The 18,276-nt window shown below is 36.1% G+C and carries 13 protein-coding genes; 5 read left to right on the top strand and 8 right to left on the bottom strand.

The features are described 5' to 3' along the window. Positions 1-129: 129 nt before the first annotated feature. Together B9T35_RS01475 and B9T35_RS01480 are read left to right on the top strand one after the other, a co-directional pair. Entirely contained in the window at positions 130-930 is an 801-nt protein-coding gene (locus B9T35_RS01475; protein ID WP_086189357.1) for an IclR family transcriptional regulator, read from the top strand. Between the two features lie 354 nt (positions 931-1,284). After that, complete coding sequence (locus B9T35_RS01480; RefSeq protein WP_086189358.1) at positions 1,285-1,986, top strand: NAD(P)H-dependent oxidoreductase; 702 nt, start codon at positions 1,285-1,287, stop codon at positions 1,984-1,986. A 27-nt stretch (positions 1,987-2,013) separates the two neighbouring features. Here B9T35_RS01480 and B9T35_RS01485 read toward each other — a convergent pair whose 3' ends face one another. Further along, positions 2,014-2,640: an alpha-ketoglutarate-dependent dioxygenase AlkB family protein gene (locus tag B9T35_RS01485; RefSeq protein ID WP_086189359.1), complete on the bottom strand. Its 627-nt coding sequence runs from the start codon at positions 2,638-2,640 to the stop codon at positions 2,014-2,016. 147 nt (positions 2,641-2,787) lie between these two features. On the opposite strand from B9T35_RS01485, the gene B9T35_RS01490 reads away from it, so the two are divergent. After that, positions 2,788-4,590, top strand: a complete 1,803-nt coding sequence (locus tag B9T35_RS01490; protein WP_086189360.1) for an ABC transporter ATP-binding protein — start codon at positions 2,788-2,790, stop codon at positions 4,588-4,590. 182 nt (positions 4,591-4,772) lie between these two features. On the opposite strand, the gene B9T35_RS01495 is transcribed toward B9T35_RS01490, so the two are convergent. The 6 genes from B9T35_RS01495 to B9T35_RS18755 all read right to left on the bottom strand — a co-directional run bounded on the left by B9T35_RS01495 (position 4,773) and on the right by B9T35_RS18755 (position 11,157). After that, positions 4,773-5,936: a hypothetical protein gene (locus B9T35_RS01495; protein WP_086189361.1), complete on the bottom strand. Its 1,164-nt coding sequence runs from the start codon at positions 5,934-5,936 to the stop codon at positions 4,773-4,775. A 248-nt stretch (positions 5,937-6,184) separates the two neighbouring features. After that, positions 6,185-6,772: a CDP-diacylglycerol--glycerol-3-phosphate 3-phosphatidyltransferase gene (gene pgsA, locus B9T35_RS01500; RefSeq protein WP_086189362.1), complete on the bottom strand. Its 588-nt coding sequence runs from the start codon at positions 6,770-6,772 to the stop codon at positions 6,185-6,187. A gap of 107 nt (positions 6,773-6,879) precedes the next feature. Beyond that, the gene (locus tag B9T35_RS01505; RefSeq protein ID WP_086189363.1) at positions 6,880-7,674 is read right to left on the bottom strand and encodes a thioesterase family protein; all 795 of its coding nucleotides are present in this window, start codon (positions 7,672-7,674) and stop codon (positions 6,880-6,882) included. Between the two features lie 188 nt (positions 7,675-7,862). Beyond that, on the bottom strand, positions 7,863-9,662 hold the full coding sequence (gene uvrC / locus B9T35_RS01510; protein WP_086189530.1) for an excinuclease ABC subunit UvrC: 1,800 nt from the start codon (positions 9,660-9,662) through the stop codon (positions 7,863-7,865). A 173-nt stretch (positions 9,663-9,835) separates the two neighbouring features. After that, entirely contained in the window at positions 9,836-10,813 is a 978-nt protein-coding gene (locus B9T35_RS01515) for a hypothetical protein (protein WP_086189364.1), read from the bottom strand. 209 nt (positions 10,814-11,022) lie between these two features. Continuing rightward, positions 11,023-11,157 carry a hypothetical protein gene (locus tag B9T35_RS18755; protein ID WP_265733433.1) on the bottom strand — a complete coding sequence of 45 codons (135 nt, stop codon included), beginning with the start codon at positions 11,155-11,157 and terminating at the stop codon, positions 11,023-11,025. Positions 11,158-11,672: 515 nt separating this feature from the next. On the opposite strand from B9T35_RS18755, the gene fadB reads away from it, so the two are divergent. After that, a complete protein-coding gene (gene fadB, locus B9T35_RS01520; protein WP_086189365.1) occupies positions 11,673-13,826 on the top strand; it encodes a fatty acid oxidation complex subunit alpha FadB in 2,154 nt (717 codons plus the stop codon). Positions 13,827-13,838: 12 nt separating this feature from the next. Beyond that, a complete protein-coding gene (gene fadA, locus B9T35_RS01525) occupies positions 13,839-15,011 on the top strand; it encodes an acetyl-CoA C-acyltransferase FadA (RefSeq protein WP_086189366.1) in 1,173 nt (390 codons plus the stop codon). Positions 15,012-15,058: 47 nt separating this feature from the next. Here fadA and B9T35_RS01530 read toward each other — a convergent pair whose 3' ends face one another. Next, on the bottom strand, positions 15,059-18,061 hold the full coding sequence (locus B9T35_RS01530) for an ATP-binding protein (protein WP_086189367.1): 3,003 nt from the start codon (positions 18,059-18,061) through the stop codon (positions 15,059-15,061). Between the last annotated feature and the right edge of the window lie 215 nt (positions 18,062-18,276).

The following is an 18,276-nucleotide window of genomic DNA, read 5'->3' on the forward strand; positions in this document are numbered from 1 at the left end:
GATAAAGTTATAAAAAATCTTAAATGCTGATTCAGTGAAATAAATTGCTCGGCAATTCGGCGTGTTTTTGTTATAAAGTAACATTGATGTTTTTTATTTTTTTGCATCCACTGATTTAGCAGGTTCGAAATGGCACTTTCAAGTTTTGGGAAAATTCTTACAGTTCTCGATTTATTTTCGGTGTCACGGCCTGTTATTAATGTAGATGTGATTTGCGAAGAACTTGGACTGTCTAAACCGACCAGTTATCGCTATTTAAAAGAACTGGTTTCTGCTGATATTTTACAACGTTTAAGCGGAACTTCTGGGGATTATACCCTAGGACCAAAAATTGCGGTCATGGATTATATTTCTCGTACCACAGATCCATTGGTTCAAATCAGCATTCCCTTTATGCAGGAAATTTCTGAAAAAACAGAATTATGTTGTTTGCTGACCCATCTTAATAAAGATTATTGCATTGATATTCACCATGAAGTGTTCAATGAAATTAGCTTGCTTTCTTATGGTCGTGGTTGCCCTCGCCCTGTGTTTATGGGTTCTTCGCCAAAAGTGATTATGGCGCATTTATCCAAACAAAAAATTCATGAGTATTATCAACAGTTTTCTCACGAGCTCGATGAAGTCGGATTTGCTGAGAGTGAAGACGCTTTTATTGCGAAAATGAAAAAAATTAAGAAGCAAGGCTACTATTTATCTCGCGGTGAGCTTGATCCTAATATTTCAGGTTTATCTGTACCTGTAAAATTCTCAAGTAAAGAAGCACCTCTAGCCTTAACTGTTCTCGCATCTAAAAACCGTTTTGAATTTATTAATACAGATAAATTGATTGAGATTTTAAAAGAACATGCTGAACAAATTGAAAAACGCTTTTTAGCATTATCTGAAAACCATCAATTAACCGAATATCGTCACAATGAAGACCATTGATAATTTAAGAAAAATTTATATTTTTATCACTTGTAATATTAAATAAATTCTCATAATATGATTTTGTTCTTCAGTATTTAAATCATGCCGTTTCATGCATGTTAAAGTTTGTTTTTACGAAAACAAACTTTCCTCAGAGATAGAAAAGCTCATGTTATGACTATGGGCTTTTTTATTGTCGATCAAAATCTCAAGCGCTTCTATTTTCTCATATTTCCTTTTCAGACAAAACTCATCTCCATTTTGTCATTGGATGACAATCTCATTCTCTGAATAATATGAGATATTCTCATGCAAGATAAAACCACAACAATTGAAAAATAGCTTAGATTAAAAAACACTCAGGATAAATTGATGAAAATTCTTATTGTACATGTGCACCCAGAACCACAATCTTTTACAACGACCCTCAAAGATACAGCTATCGAAACGCTACAGAATTTGGGGCATCTCGTTGAGGTTTCAGACTTGTATGCAATGAATTTCAATCCAGTGGCTTCAAGAAATGACTTTACGGAACTGGGCAATCCTGATTATTTAAGCTATGCACTCGAACAACGTCATGCCAGTAAAAATCAACTGTTAGCCTCAGATATTCAGACCGAAGTTGAAAAAATTCAGAATGCAGATTTACTGATTCTCAATTTCCCAATGTATTGGATGTCAATGCCTGCCTTGTTAAAAGGTTGGATTGATCGTGTTTTTGTTTCAGGCATTTTTTACGGCGGAAAGCGTTTTTATAACCACGGTGGCATGGCAGGTAAAAAAGCCATGTTATGTTTTACCTTAGGTGGTCGTGAGCATATGTTTGGTGAGAATGCTATTCATGGTTCTATGCAATCCATTCTCGCGCCGATTCAGCGCGGTACATTGGCTTACGCAGGCTTTGAAGTTTTCCCCCCTTTTATTGCTTACCATGTTCCTTATATTTCACAAGAAGCACGTCAGAAAATGATTGCAGATTACCAAGAGTATTTAGAAAATTTAGAATCCTTACAGCCTTTAGATTTTCCGAAACTAGAACAATTTGATGACAAGCTCTATCCACTGAATTAGAACATGATATATATGATTTCATGTTGATTAATCATCTGGATAAAAATAACGAAAGGTTAAATTCACACGGGGTTCAATCACTCGTGTCGATTTTGCTAAAGCATGTTTCCAATACCCTTGTGTCGCACCACGCATCACAATAAGTTGACCCGCCTGTAAAAGTAAATCCACTTTTTCAGCTTTGAATTTATGTTTAAAGCTGAACTTACGCGTTGCACCTAAACTTAAAGAAGCAATCACTGTTTCCTTTCCAGTTTTAGAAATTAAAGACGGCTCATCATCGCTATGCCAACCGACTGCTTGGGTACCATTTTCATATAGATTTGCCAAACAAGAATTAAATTGCTGTCCTGTTAATTGTTCAATATGTTGTTTTAATCTGAACAATGCAGGATTCCAAACATGTGCTTGTTTTGCCATCCCTGAATAATGATATTGATAATTTTCATCGCCATACCACACCACTTTACGTTCAGTTTTGTAGTACTGACCATGTAAAATCACTTCATCCTGTTGCCATGACAAATGTTGTAGAAAATAGTTCAAATATTTCTGACTTTGTTCAGCATCTAAAATTGATCCAAAATCTTCTACTACTCCATCATACGGCAGTATATTTTCATTCGCTTCAGGTTCAAATAATTCTAAATTCATTGTTAATCAAGTCAGATTGTAATAGGTATTGATGCATCAATTTTAATCGATTTTGATCATTCACAATTCAAAACATTGTATATGCTTGTGACATTGATCTTTCAGGCATAAACTGAAAATAAGCTTCACAATAATAAACAACAGTATATGAATTTATTGCAACTCTTCCAAAAACTTAAACCCTTTGTGCGTCCTTATCGTTGGCTTGTCATCGCCACATTGCTTTTAACCTTAATTGGCGCTTTAACAGCACAGGTCAATGCACTCACGTTAAAATATGCGGTTGATAGTATTAACAAGTTAGTCGAAGCTGGGCAAGGTTTAGCGCAAGGTTGGCATATTCTCATTACCATTACTGCAATTTTATTGGGTAAAGAAATTATTAATGCCTTTGTACAATTTGGGCAAAAATTTTATGGGGAACGTTTGCGGATTTTTGTATCTCAAGATCTTGCACAAGGCATCATCGAAAAATTTCTGACTTATCGTTTAGCATTCTTCAATGAAGATAATAACCAAGCAGGTAAATTACAAACCCGTATCGATCGCGGCATCGGCTCACTTACACGCTTAGTTCAAATCTTTTTTATTGATATTTTGCCGTTATTTACCAGTGCAATTGTGGCACTTGGCTTAATGTACTATGCCAATTTTTATGTCGGTTTAGTTGCGACCATTATTGTTCCGATTTACTTTTGGCTGACCTACCAACAAGCACAGAAACTCGGAGGATGGCGTCGGAATTTACGTGATGGTCGTGAAAAGAAAAGTCAGGGAATTTTAGGCATTATCAATTCAATTACCGTGATTAAGTCTTTTAACCGTGAATCGATAGAAGCTGAAAAACAGCTCAAACTGCAAAGAGAACTGACTGATAACCAAATGCATACCCGTCAAATCAGCTTTATATTTGATGGATTAAAGACCTTTATTGAACAAATTGGTGTCGTGCTGATCATCATTCTCACGGCTTATTTTGTCTTAGATGGACAGATGAGTATTGGTATGATTATGTACCATGTACTTCTATTTAATAATGTTTCTGCACCGATTCGCTCATTACATCGCATCTATGATGAAATTAATGATGCCATGATTTATTCCGAAAGCTTTTTTACTATTTTAGAGGCTGACAATGAAATTGAATCAAGTGGCTCGTTAAAGCCTGAAATTCATGGCAAATTTGAACTACAAAATGTCGATTTTTCTTATCCCAATGGTTATCAAGCTTTACAACGCATCAATATGACTATTCAACCGAATAAAATCACAGCTTTGGTCGGTTTATCGGGTGCAGGGAAATCCACCCTGATCAGTTTATTGGATAAATTTTACTTGCCTGATTCAGGTCAAATTCTATTGGATGGGGTCAATATTGAAGATATAGATACCCAATATTTACGTGAGCACATTGGTTTAGTTCTACAAAAAAATCATATTTTCCAAGGTTCAATTTTTGAAAATATCCGTTATGGTAAAACCGATGCTTCACTTGAAGATGTCATGCATGCAGCAAAAAAAGCGTCTATTCATGATCAGATTTTAAAACTTCCTCATGCCTATGAAGCGGATGCACTGATGCTTTCAGGGGGGCAACAACAGCGTATTGCAATTGCGCGGATGTTCCTGAAAAACCCCCCGATTATTTTTTTAGATGAACCGACAGCCAGTTTAGATGCAATTGCCTCTGAACAAATTAAGCAAAGTTTAGATGAGATTAAACAAGGGCGAACCGTAATTATGATTTCGCATAGTTTGTCGCAAATTATTGATGCGGATTATACCTATGTGATGAAAGAAGGAAAAATAGTCGAACACGGCGAACATGATGCTTTATATCATCAAGATGGAACGTATAAAGAGATTTTTGATGCAATGGCAAAGAGTTTAAACATTGAAAAAATTGCCAAGACATTTGAAGATGATGCAGAGGAAGAAACGCATAGTTAGACAACACAATCTATAGACCTGTTGCGTAAGTCGAGAAATGAACAAATATTAATTAAAAACTAACTTATGTAAGAGATCTTATGAACTGATATTGCTCAGCAATCCATAATCTGAAAAATATTCAAATCTAAACTGGAATCTTGATACTCGACAAGATTCCAGCATCTTTATGACAAATCCAATCAACAAATAATCTTAGAAATCAGCTTATCTTCTATCAATAGCTTTTCAGTTTGATCTGGTAAAAGCTCAACCAAATACTTACCATTTGAATAGAAAATAGAATCATCTTTTAAAGCAAAGCTCATGACACCTTTTTTCAAAATGCTTAAATCACCTGAAGGTGAACGCTTGACCAACTCCCAAGTATTGGGAATCATTCCCGGATATTTTTCACCTGCTTTTTGATTACGCTCTAAATTCTGCTGAGCCTTAATTAAATTACCTTCCACAAAAAGCTCTTCTTCAGATTTTTGCTGTTTTTTTGCAGGATTATTACCTGATGTCGTTTTTAAAGATTCACCTGTATAACGCTGAGTAAAGAAATCTAGCCAACCGACAATGGCTCGAATAATTTTAAAAGGCGCAATCAGAATATCTTTGAGGGATGTAATGGGTGAACTACTATGTCCTGATGCGGTATAAGGTCGTTTCAGGAAGTAAAGATTACCCAAGCTGTCCATCTTCGGTTTAAAGAAATCAAACTTTACATTCGAAATGATTGTTTCTAAATCGCCTGTTTGCATATTTAAATGACAGATTTCTTTAGGGCCATATGCCACGCCATGATCACCATATGCCAATCCACAGGTATCATAATACAGTTGGTCACTGTCCCGAGGATCAAACATTGGATGACTATCGACACAATCACCTTCGGTTAAATACTGCGTTCGATTGGCATCCAACGGTAAAATACAAATATGTCGTTCATAACCAGACTGTCCATTCACAGATAAAGCCAATCTACGTTTTGTTTCGTCATAAGCCATATCATGCACAATAAAATCATTCTTACGTAGAATCAGACCTTCTGTTTCCTGCAAGTTATCCAATGATTTCAAATTAATAGAAGTACCTTCCTGCAAATATGCGGTATAAATCAATTTATGGTCAGATGTGATCACGGCATCGGCAGGGAAAATAAAATTTAGATCGGTATCTTCCTGTTCTGCACGCATCCCCATAAACTGAGCACCTGTGCCTTTCGACTTCCATTCTTTGCGTTGCTGAATTTCAACTAAATTCTTTTTATATTGATCAATCGCCTGACAAGGAACGGTGATGGATTTATTGTCTTGTAATAAATTTAATTTTTGATTGGATAAATACAATAACGATGACATGCAGGCTTTTCCTATTTTTTTATTTCGATGCGATGAAAACAGTATCTTCAAGACATCTTTTTTTAATTTATTTTGTGCAATATAACATCAAAGCAATGTCAAAAGTGCATTCCAATATGAACTGAGTTTTTCTATTTTTTAATTTCCGATTATCCTGAATCTTTATTTGTCATAAAAATACAAAATCTCTGATTTACACCCAATAAAAAGCCCTTCATCGAAGAAAGGCTATTCAATATCTATATGTATTAAGGCTGTTTTAAATATGGCCATGCTGCTTTTAAATAGATAATCATTGACCATAAAGTCAAGATCACAGCAGTATAAAGTAAGCCATACGCCAACATTTCAAGTGGCTTCCAATTCAACAGGAATACAGTCACTGCTATCATCTGAAAAGCAGTTTTATATTTACCTACGGTTGAAACAGCGACATTGGTTCTCGCACCCAGTTCAGCCATCCATTCACGTAAAGCAGAGACTGTAATTTCACGTGAAATAATCACAATTGCAGCAAAAGCCATGGCAATATTTGGTTGCCATTGTACCAATACAATCAGTGCCGCAGCGACCATCAACTTATCTGCAACAGGATCTAAAAACCGTCCAAAAGCAGAAGTCTGATTCAATGTTCTTGCTAAATAACCATCAAACCAATCTGTAATTGCAGCAACCACGAAAACTGCAGTCAAAATAATATGACGGGTCATACTACCTTCATGCCCACCCACACCAATTGCAGGAGGCCAATATGCGATGATCAGAAAAACAGGAATTAACGCAATACGAGCCAGCGTCAGGATATTTGGAATATTCAGGATTCGACCTGTAGTCATAGACACCGCCAATTTGTCCCCTCATTTATCTGCTAATACAGACAAAAATATGCAGAGATATACTCTATTTTGAACAATACTTTATACGATTCACATGAAACTGTCGACTAGGCAAATACAGTAACCGTCTGTCTATAGATTGCGATCAATCGGTTATTGCTGTCCCAAATATGTGCATATTCAGTGGAATAGCCATTTTCAGCATGATCTGTCACCACTTTATATTTAAACCAATCATGTAATTGATATTGTGTTGAACCAATAAACGTGACTTGCCAAGTCAATGAACTTGCAGGTAAAAAAGTCTTAAACATCGGCAATACACCTGGTGGCCACACATCAAACAGCGTCATAAAATCTGCTGTAGACATCTCACGGTTCTCATGCAAATTTGGATCAAAACGAAACCATCCACCAAAATCAGGTTTTTTACTGGCTGTACATGGATAATTCCCTTCAGCCCATGCCAATTCAAACTGCTGGAAACATTGTGGTGCAATCGCATTTTTAGGCAGAACATTTAATTGTTCTACAGGCGGATAGTCTGGTGCTGCTGTTTCATTACTGACCTGAATCGTTGATTCACGTAAGGTGCCAAAACTTGCCAATAAAATACTTTGTACAGCATTATCCTGCCAAATCCGTACTTCAATGGTTGTAACTGATTTACCCTGTCGCAAAATCTCAGCAGTTAATTTAACTTTGCTTTCCTGTACAGGGCCTACAAAAGTCACACTGGTATTTAAAAGTTGTTTTGATGGATCGTTAATCGTCAGTAATGCCTTATGCATCATCATGCCAGCAGCTAAACCACCGTAAATTGTGCGCCCTTGTAGCCATCCTTGCGGAATATCAACCCATTCATTTTGTTCAATGCTTTTAAATAATTGTGCTAATGACATGGTTTTCCTCAACCTAATGCTTTGTCCATTACTCTTTCATATTTAACATGTTGTTGTGAATGATCAGTGACTGTTGCGTCAATGAACATTTTGGCAAGTCTTCGTGATGATTAATATTTATACGACACGTTTATCATCACAAGCGAATAAGTATACTTTTTCTTTAAAAAATATAAGAGATTTTTCGATTACTCATGCAAAATTTTATAAATCGTTCGAGCCATCACATCACCTAAGCCCGGCACTAATTTTAAATCATTCTCAGAAGCTTTCAGCACACCCTGAATCCCACCAAAATGGGTTAATAAATCACGGCGACGCTTGGGTCCTAAGCCCGGAATGGCTTCCAATACCGAGCCACCTCGGCGTTTATCACGTTTGGCACGATGCTTGGTAATCGCAAAGCGATGTGCTTCATCACGCACCTGTTGAATCAAATGCAAAGCTTTATTGTCTTCAGGCAACTGAATTTTTGTGCCATCGGTAAAGTGCAAGGTTTCCAGTCCTGGCTTACGCCCTTCACCTTTTGAGACACCAATCATAAAGGCATCTAGCCCAAGTTCTTGCATCACATCCATCGCCATATGCAATTGCCCTTTACCACCATCAATCAGCAGTAAATCAGGCAACGGGGCTTTTTTATAACGACGAATTAACGCTTGGCGCATGGCAGCGTAATCATCGCCACCCGTAATATCTTCAATAGAGAATTGACGATAATCACGCTTGCGTGCACCACCTGCATCAAACACCACACAAGATGCAATGGTAGCTTCACCCATAGTATGTGAAATATCAAAGCACTCAATACTGTCAATCGGACGATCAACCACTTGTTCCAGTTGATGAAAGCGTTCATTCAACTCTAAATGATTGGCCAATTTCCCCTTAATCGCATGTTGCACATTCATCTGCGCAAGTTCGAGCCATTCCGCACGAGTTTCACGGACATTCGGCTTAATCTGAATTTTCTTTCCAAAATGTTGATGAAGTGCCTCCTCCATCTCTTTACGATCTGGAATATCGACATTAATAATCAACTCTGTTGGAATTTCATCGGCAACTTGAAAGTAAAAATTTGCCATAAAGTCAGAGAGCATTTGTCCTAAATCATCGCCTAACATATCTGGAAAATAGCTTTTCCCACCGAGCATTTTTCCGTTACGCACATGCATAATCTGCACGCACGTCACCCCTGCTTGATAAGCAATGGCAAGAATATCGGCTTCGCCTTTGAGTTTATAAATCGCCTGTTGTGACTGTACATCACGTAATAAAGCCATACGATCCCGATAGAACACTGCTTTTTCAAACTCTAATTGTTCGGCAGCTTGTTCCATTTTTTGGATCAATTCCTGATTCAATTCTTTGGTATCCCCCTTTAAGAATCGAATCGAATTTTCTACATCTTCGTTATATTCTTCAGGTGAAATCAGACCAACACATGGCGCAGTGCAACGCTTAATCTGATACTGTAAACACGGACGTTTACGCTGTGAAAAAAAACTATTTTCACACTGGCGCACATTAAATAGTTTTTGCAGAACAAGTAAGGTATCTCTTGCATTATAGGCACTTGGGTAGGGTCCAAAGAACTTACCGACTTGATGTTTACCTTTACCTCGCCCCGAAGCAATTCGTGGATATGGTTTATCTGCGGAAACAAATATATATACATAAGATTTATCATCCCGCAGCATAATATTGTACTGAGGACGATGTAATTTAATCAGGTTTTGTTCGAGTAATAAGGCTTCTGTTTCAGAACGAACGATTAGTGTTTCAATATCATAAATACGAGCCACTAAAGCCTGCGTTTTAGGATGTTCAATGGTTTTAACAAAGTAGCTTGATACACGATTTTTTAGATTTTTGGCTTTCCCGACATATAAAAGTTCACCGTCTTTCCCAAGCATTTTATACACGCCGGGAAGTTGGGTCATATTGGTTAAAATCTTTTCAATATTTTCACGTGCGTTTTCGTTCACAGTCGACTTTTTAAATTTAGAATATAAATAGATGATGTCGCTTGCTTCGTTGTTTTTCAAGTCTACTATTGATTCAATTTTAAATATTATCCTCTGCCACTCGTTTGATGAGTTATCCGCCTTCATTAATATTCCGATTGAAAGAATTTCAATCGGAATATTTTATTTATAAGTTAATCTTTTAAATAAAACTCAGGCCATTTATCCCAAACCTCTAGTCTTCTTAATTCAGTTATTGCATCTGGTCTGAACATAGCAGCCTTAAAAGCGGTTTCATTCATATAATCACAGGTCAATTGATTTGGTTCAATTGTAAATATTTCATTTAGCGGATGATAAAATCCCCAATAAATTTTATCATTAATACTGAGTTTTAGATTTGCTCTCTCTGGCTCATTATTATCTTTTTTATATTGTACCCAACTTACTTTACTCCATTGACCTGATTTATCTATTTCTGAATCCTCACCCACATGGCGGATAATCTTTTCTGGATAAAATTCAATATACTCTTGATTGGTTTGGGCGGATTGCTTTTGCCAACAAATCGATCCTTGAGGAAATAGCTTATTCGATTCAGGATAACCTATACCTAAGATTGCTGCCATAATTTCAGCATTTGGACTTTTCTTTATTGCATGCATTGGATTATTTTGATCACTTTCAATGGCCTTACCTGAAACATCTATTTTCTTATATTTCCAGGACAAAGCTAAAGGTCTTGATGTAACATAATTACTTACTGTATATTGCAGGTTTTCTCCATCAAAGTTGGCTTTTTCTCCTACTAAGTACTGAAAATGTTCTAATTGAGGTGGCATAATTGTCGAAATACCTTCCTCTGTAATGTAATGTTGCAATATTTCTGTTTTAAAAATAGGTCTATCACTATATTCTACAAAAAAATTATTATTTGAATCAAAATGATATGTTTTATAATTAAAATAAACTGCTGAAAAAACAAATAATGATGTTAAATCATATTCACCACTAAAAGTATCAGTACTATATATTGGCGTTGGCGTTGGCGTTGGCGTTGGCGTTGGCGTTGGCGTTGGCGTTGGCGGATGATAAACCGATGGCTCATCCGAACCGCTACCACACGCAGATAAAACTAGCGCACACATTGAGAAAATAATCGCATTTTTCATTCTGTAATTTCTTTTTGATTATATTTCACTATTATTAAAGAATAATGATTTAATATTCAAGTACTAACATATAAAGTTTTACTAACTTCTAAAATTTTTAAATACTATAAGTTAAACCCAATTATTTTAAATAGTTAGAGTTATTCCGAGCTTTACTCAACCCTTGATTAAAACCATGTAAAAGTGCCATAGATAATTCTTCAGCACTATTAATCCAAACCACCGCTATGTGATTGTTCTTGGATATGTAAACCTTTTTTATTTAGAAACTGTTGGATGCCTTCATGATCAGCATCAGCAATATCATTATTTTCAGTACGCATAAACATTAATGAAAAATCCATTTTACCTACTCCAACTCATTGAACTGATTCGTATCAGATTCACGCTTATGATCTTGTATGATGATGACCACCGACTTTATTTAGAATATAAATCCTTATTTTGTATAGAACCTAAAAGCCGAATACCTATATTTCAGCCTGTTTTGACTCATAGATATAACAATGTATTTTTAACATTTATGCTATCTATTGACCATTTTGACCAAACAACAACAATTGCTAAAGCCAAATTCCATTTCCTAAAATGCTTAAAAAATAAAAACTGTAGAATAAAAATATGAATTTAAACAAAAACTTCATCCTACTTTTTATGTTAAGTTCTATAGCAAAGCCATAAAGCACAAGGTATTGCTACAAAAAAATTCATGACCCTTGCGTCACGGCTTGATACAACTTGTTATGTTCTTTTTAGATATAGTTATCGTAAGATTAGTGAAGTAGAAATTGTGTGCGGGAAATGCATACATACTTCAAAACATCAACTTAGAAGTCCTCCAAAAAAAGGAGATCAGGGCATGATCCACGCTGGCAATGCCATTACCGTCCAAATGCTTTCGGACGGAATCGCAGAATTCCGCTTTGACTTACAAGGTGAGTCGGTTAACAAATTCAACCGTACAACGATTGAAGACTTTAAAGCCGCTATTGCAGCCGTTAAAGCTGATAGTTCAATCAAAGGTTTAATCGTAACGTCTGCTAAATCTACTTTTATTGTAGGTGCTGACATCACTGAGTTTGGTGAAAACTTCGCTCAAGGTGAAAAAGCAATTGTGGACTGGGCAATGCCTGTTCATGAGATTTTTAACAGTTTTGAAGATTTAGATATTCCTAAAGTCGCTGCGATCAATGGTATTGCATTGGGCGGTGGTTTTGAGATGTGCCTTGTATGTGACTACCGTGTCATGTCTGAAGCTGCTCAAGTGGGTTTACCAGAAGTTAAACTTGGGATCATCCCAGGCTTCGGTGGTACAGTTCGTTTAAGCCGTGTTATTGGTATTGATAATGCTGTTGAGTGGATTGCAACTTCTGCAAGCAAACGCCCTGCTGATGCACTGAAAGATGGTGCTGTAGATGCAGTTGTTGCTGCTGATAAACTACAAGATGCTGCTGTTGATTTGGTTAAACAAGCACTTTCTGGTCGTTTAGATTGGAAAGCAAAACGTCAAGAAAAATTAGAGCCTGTTAAATTAGACATGCTTGAACAAATGATGGCGTTTAACTCATCTAAAGGTGTGGTTCTTGCGAAAGCAAATCCTGCTCAATACCCTGCGCCAAAACTTCTTCTTGATTCACTTCAAGCAGGTGTTAGCCAGAAGCGTGATGAAGCATTAAAAATTGAAGCTGAAGCATTTGCTAAAGCTGCAGTAACACCACAAGCAGGTGCATTGATTGGCTTATTCATCAATGACCAAATTGTGAAAAAGGCATCTAAAAAACATGAAAAAGGTGCTCACCCTGTTAACCAAGCTGCTGTATTGGGTGCGGGTATTATGGGTGGCGGTATTGCTTACCAAGCAGCAAGCAAAGGCACACCAATTATCATGAAAGATATTGGTAATCCACAACTTGCATTGGGTATGTCTGAAGCGAATGGCTTGTTAACCAAACAGGTTGAACGTAAGCGTATGACCCCTGCGAAAATGGGTGAAACCCTTGCTCGCATCCGTCCAACTTTAAGCTATGACGAATTCAAAGAAGTCGATATCGTCATTGAAGCTGTGACTGAAAATCCAAAAATTAAAGAAGCAGTATTGAAAGATACGGAAAGCAGAGTTCGTGACAACACGATTATTGCTTCGAATACTTCTACAATTTCAATTACTCGTCTTGCAAAAGCTTTAGCGCGTCCTGAAAACTTTGTGGGTATGCACTTCTTTAACCCAGTTCACATGATGCCTTTGGTTGAAGTGATCCGTGGTGAGAAAACATCTGAAGAAGCAATTGCAACGACTGTTGTACTTGCTCAGAAAATGGGTAAAACACCAATCGTTGTAAATGACTGCCCGGGCTTCCTTGTGAACCGTGTATTGTTCCCTTACTTTGGTGCATTTGACCTTCTTCTGAAAGATGGTGCTGACTTCCAACAAGTCGACAAAGTGATGGAAAAATTCGGCTGGCCGATGGGTCCTGCTTATCTTATTGACGTTGTCGGTATTGATACAGGTGTTCATGGTGCTGAAGTGATGGCTGAAGGTTTCCCAGACCGCATGAAGCCTAGCTACAAAGGCGCGATTGAAATCATGTATGAAAACAAACGTCTTGGTCAAAAAAATGACGTTGGTTTCTATAAATATGAGCTTGATCGTAAAGGCAAAAAAGCAAAAAATGTTGATCCAACAGCGTATGAGCTTGTTGCTTCTATGGCGACAACTGAAAAACACGAATTTGATGCTCAAGAAATCATTGATCGTATGATGCTGACTTTCTGTAACGAAACTGTTCGTTGCTTAGAAGACAACATCGTTGCGACTGCTTCTGAAGCAGATATGGCGATGATTATGGGTGTTGGTTTCCCTCCATTCCGTGGTGGTCCATGTCGTTACATCGATCAAACAGGTGTAGCTGAGTATGTTGCTCTTTGCGACAAGTATGCACATTTAGGCAAGGCTTATGAAGCGCCACAAATGTTGCGTGATATGGCTACTAACAACAAAAAATTCTACGGTTAAGGAGCAACGTGAATGGCTACTTTAAATCCGCGTGACGTTGTCATCGTTGATGGCGTACGTTCTGCAATGGGTAAAACCAAAAACGGTATGTTCCGCAATGTACGTGCTGACAGCTTATCTGCTGAATTGGTTCGTGCTTTGGTTGCTCGTAACCAGTTTGATACCAACGAAGTTGAAGACTTAATCTGGGGTTGTGTTAACCAAACTTTAGAACAAGGCATGAACATTGGTCGTAACATTGCGTTATTGGCTGATTTACCAAAAACTGTTGCAGGTCAAACTGTAAACCGTCTTTGTGGTTCTTCTATGCAGTCTATTCATACTGCTGCGGCTCAAATTGCAACGAACCAAGGTGATGTTTTCATTATCGGTGGTGTTGAGCATATGGGTCACGTCGGCATGATGCACGGCATCGACTTAAACCCTGAAGCGTCTAAGCATTATGCGAAAGCATCGAATATGATGGGCTTAACTGCTGAAATGTTAGGTCGCATGAATGGTATTACTCGTGAAGAGCAAGATGAGTTTGGTGTGAAATCACATCAACGTGCTTGGGCTGCGACGCAAGAAGGTCGTTTCAAAAATGAAATCGTAGGTGTTGAAGGTCATGATCAAAATGGCTTCAAAATCTTATGTGACGTTGATGAAGTGATTCGTCCTGATGCAAACATTGAAGCATTCCGTTCGTTACGCCCTGTGTTTGACCCTAAAGGTGGTACGGTCACTGCTGCAACGTCATCTGCTTTGTCTGATGGTGCTTCTGCAATGTTATTGATGTCTGCTGAACGTGCTCAAGCTTTAGGTCTTAAGCCACGTGCTGTGATTCGCTCTATGGCGGTTGCAGGTTGTGATGCTGCGATTATGGGTTATGGTCCTGTACCTGCAACTCAGAAAGCGCTTAAACGTGCTGGCTTGAGCATGGCTGATATTCAAACAATTGAATTGAATGAAGCATTTGCAGCTCAAGGCTTGTCTGTAATGAAAGGCTTAGGCATTTATGACAAACAAGACATCATTAACTTAAATGGTGGCGCGATTGCATTGGGTCACCCATTGGGTTGCTCTGGTGCACGTATCACGACCACATTACTTAACGTAATGGAGCAACAAGATACGCAAATTGGTCTTGCGACCATGTGTATCGGTCTTGGTCAAGGTATTGCAACGATTATCGAACGTGTTTAATTTTTAAACACTAAGATAAAGAAACCCCGCTTATTGCGGGGTTTTTTTTATTTTTGAATCCAATCAGGATAAACAGCTTCAACAAGTTCTATTATTTTTTCCTCTAATCCTTGATATAGTTTTTGATAAGATTCTAAAGTTTTATCTTCATATTCCTCTGTCCTAGCCTTCCAAGTAAAGTTCACTAAGTCATTATTATCTAAATAGTCTATTCTAAGATTTGGCTTTTTTTCGAGATCTTTGGAAAAAATATAGAATGGCAATATTAGATGCCTAACATTTAAATGTTTTAGTCCAACTAACCTTTCTACTAAAATAGATTTAGTAAATAATGGTTCATATTCTTTGAAAAATTTTTCATCCAACCATTCATCATTAAAATTGATTCTTTTTCTATCACTTTGAATAGCATTTTTTATTTGATTGATTATTCTCATTTTATTTTCATCAGCACCCTCATATGCTTCTTTTGTGTATCTAATAATCTCAGCCCCTTTTACTTTTTCATTAAATACAAACCCACCTTTATCAATCCATTCTTGATCAAAAATTTGCTTAAACCAACCATTAAATGAATTAGGATAGACCAAGTCATTTTTTGATAACTTTGACATATCAAAATCAGGATTCAAGAACTGATCTACGCAATAAAAATTAAATTTTTTTAATTTTGTTAGTTCGGTAAAGCTTTTATCATAAATATTACATTTATTATTTTTATATTTATAATTTATCAAACTTTCTGTACCAAAAATTTTCATATTTTTCCATAAGATTTTGCTTTTATCATTATTATAATAAAACTCAAATAGCTCAACTAAACTATCATCTTTTAAAATATTACTTAATGGAATTTTATATTTTTCTAAGATATGTCTACATAACTCATGCAAGAATTTATCATCAATAAATTTATTTTCAAAACCCTTGCTCCACTCATTTCGATTTGTTTGTAGCGTATTTTTGGCATCAAAACCAAAAAACATCAGATATATACTAAATACCTGCTGATAATATCTAATAGAACCAACATCTTGCCCTTTGAAGCCTCCATTTAAACTACCATAAAATTCATTTAAATTTGATCTATTCGATCCACTAATTACAAAATAGAGGCTGTACTTCTCAACCCATATAGCATTTCTAAAACTTTCCTCATTTGGAGGAAAAATAACATTCAACTTCGTTTGCCAATTTTCATTAAATTCATAAGGAAAACATATTTTTTCCAACACATCATTTTTGATACTCTCTATTTGAGTAGCTATGTTAAAGATATCAAACATTTCTTCTTTTAGTGGATCATGATCAGCATACAAAAACTGATATAATTTTGATGAATTAAAGGAATAACTTCTCGCTCTTCTTTTCTTCTTGAGTTTTAAAATTATAGTTGTACCTATATCTTTTTTTACATCTTTTTGTTCTTCGATAAAACAATAACCTCTTTTCGCATTTAGAGGGGAATTTAGCTCAATTTTATATGTTTTATAATCCGATGAATTCGTACTAATAATCGTAATTTTTTGATCATCTTCCTCTATATCTTTTAAAAGCAAAAAAGCACTATGCAATCCTATTCCAAACTGTCCCGATGGTCTCATCCATTTTGGCATTCTGTTAATTATTTTTTGACGCTCTATGTTTCGACTTGAGCCTGCTACTTTTTGCATATAATTTAAATCATGTAAACTAATACCAGTCCCTCTATCTTCAAGCTTAAACTCCCACCAAGCATCATCACTTCCATCAATTATTTCTATTCTTTCAAAAGACAATTTAATTGCATAATCCCTTAATATGCTTTGTATTTTTTTATCAAAAGGATGTGATTCTTTAGGTAACTTTATTTTTCCCTTTTCAAAATCACACCATACTTGTATTAACGTCGCATCAATTGCATTTTGAATTAACTCCCTAAAAATGTTTGTATCATTTTTATATAACCCACTTCCTTCTAAGATTTCCAAAGCAGTACTTTCATCAATGGAAAATTTCATCGGTCTATTACTTAATAGAACCTTATTTCCTTGCATTTTCACATCTAATTGTTCAATAGTTGGTAGTGAACCAAATTTTAAATTAGGTACAATTAAGTTCCATTGTGACATTTGATTTTGAAATTCTTCACGCATCCATCCAAACCAATTTTGAGTTTCAACATAAGACATTTCATCAGGACACTCAGCGACAAGCTTTACAGTTCGCTCATCAAGTTGAAATTCACGCAAAGATAAATGCTTATCATGATGATGCTTACTGACTGAAGGCATATTGCTGACATGCTTTGCCATTACAGGACAAAAACGATTGTCATCTAAATCAAATAGATCACCTAAGCGGAGTAAGCATCCTATAAAACGAGGATGACAATCTTCTGTTCCCAAACCTGTTTGTTTATAAGGAAGGGTTTCCATCAAAGTATCAAAACTCATACCATGAGAAACACAAATTTGCCCTAAATAGCGATAAATGCGATTGGGTAAAAGTTCAGTTCTAGGTGAAGTTATTCCTAAATCCTTAAATGGATCTTCGACGATTTTACCAACACGTTTGTCATGTCCACGTCTAAACCACTCAGCTACTAATTGACGATATTGTTCAATACCATCAAAAGGATGATCTACAGTCCCTATTGCTGATAACCAATTTTGTTCAACATAGGCTTGGCAAAATTTTTGAAGATCATGTCCTTTTTCATTTGCGATTGTTTGAATCATGAAATTAAAGTCAGGATTAGAATGTACTTCTTTAGCATTTTTAGCATCGACTAACATTCCAACATCATGCCAATACGCTGCTTCAAGAATCAGCCAAGTATCTATAGCACTTAATAAATCTATATCGTTTCCAAGAATCCGTTCAATATTGACTAAAATTTGCTGTGAATGTGAAGCATTATGATTACTAAAATGTGGATAAAAACCACCAATATTTTCTAATGCCTTACCTACAAGTTTTTGATCAAACTCCCATTGTGCAAATAAAATTGCTACGTTGCCATCTTCTTCACATTTTTTCTTCAAATGGGCGATTAAATTCGTGCTCATAGGTAATTATCAATTATTTTAAAGTTATCGATATGTTAACAAATATTTAATTTTAATCACTACCTAACGGTTTTCTATCATCTAAATAAAAGGCTAGATCGAATCTTTATTACACTACTTTTAAAATCTTATCTAATAAGTATAAAAAAGCCAATCAACTCTAAACTGATTGGCTTACTTAAAATAAAAGTTTTATATCATTTATAAGCCTTACA

This window comes from Acinetobacter sp. ANC 3832 (genome assembly GCF_002135415.1).
In the GTDB taxonomy this organism is placed as follows: Bacteria; Pseudomonadota; Gammaproteobacteria; order Pseudomonadales; family Moraxellaceae; genus Acinetobacter.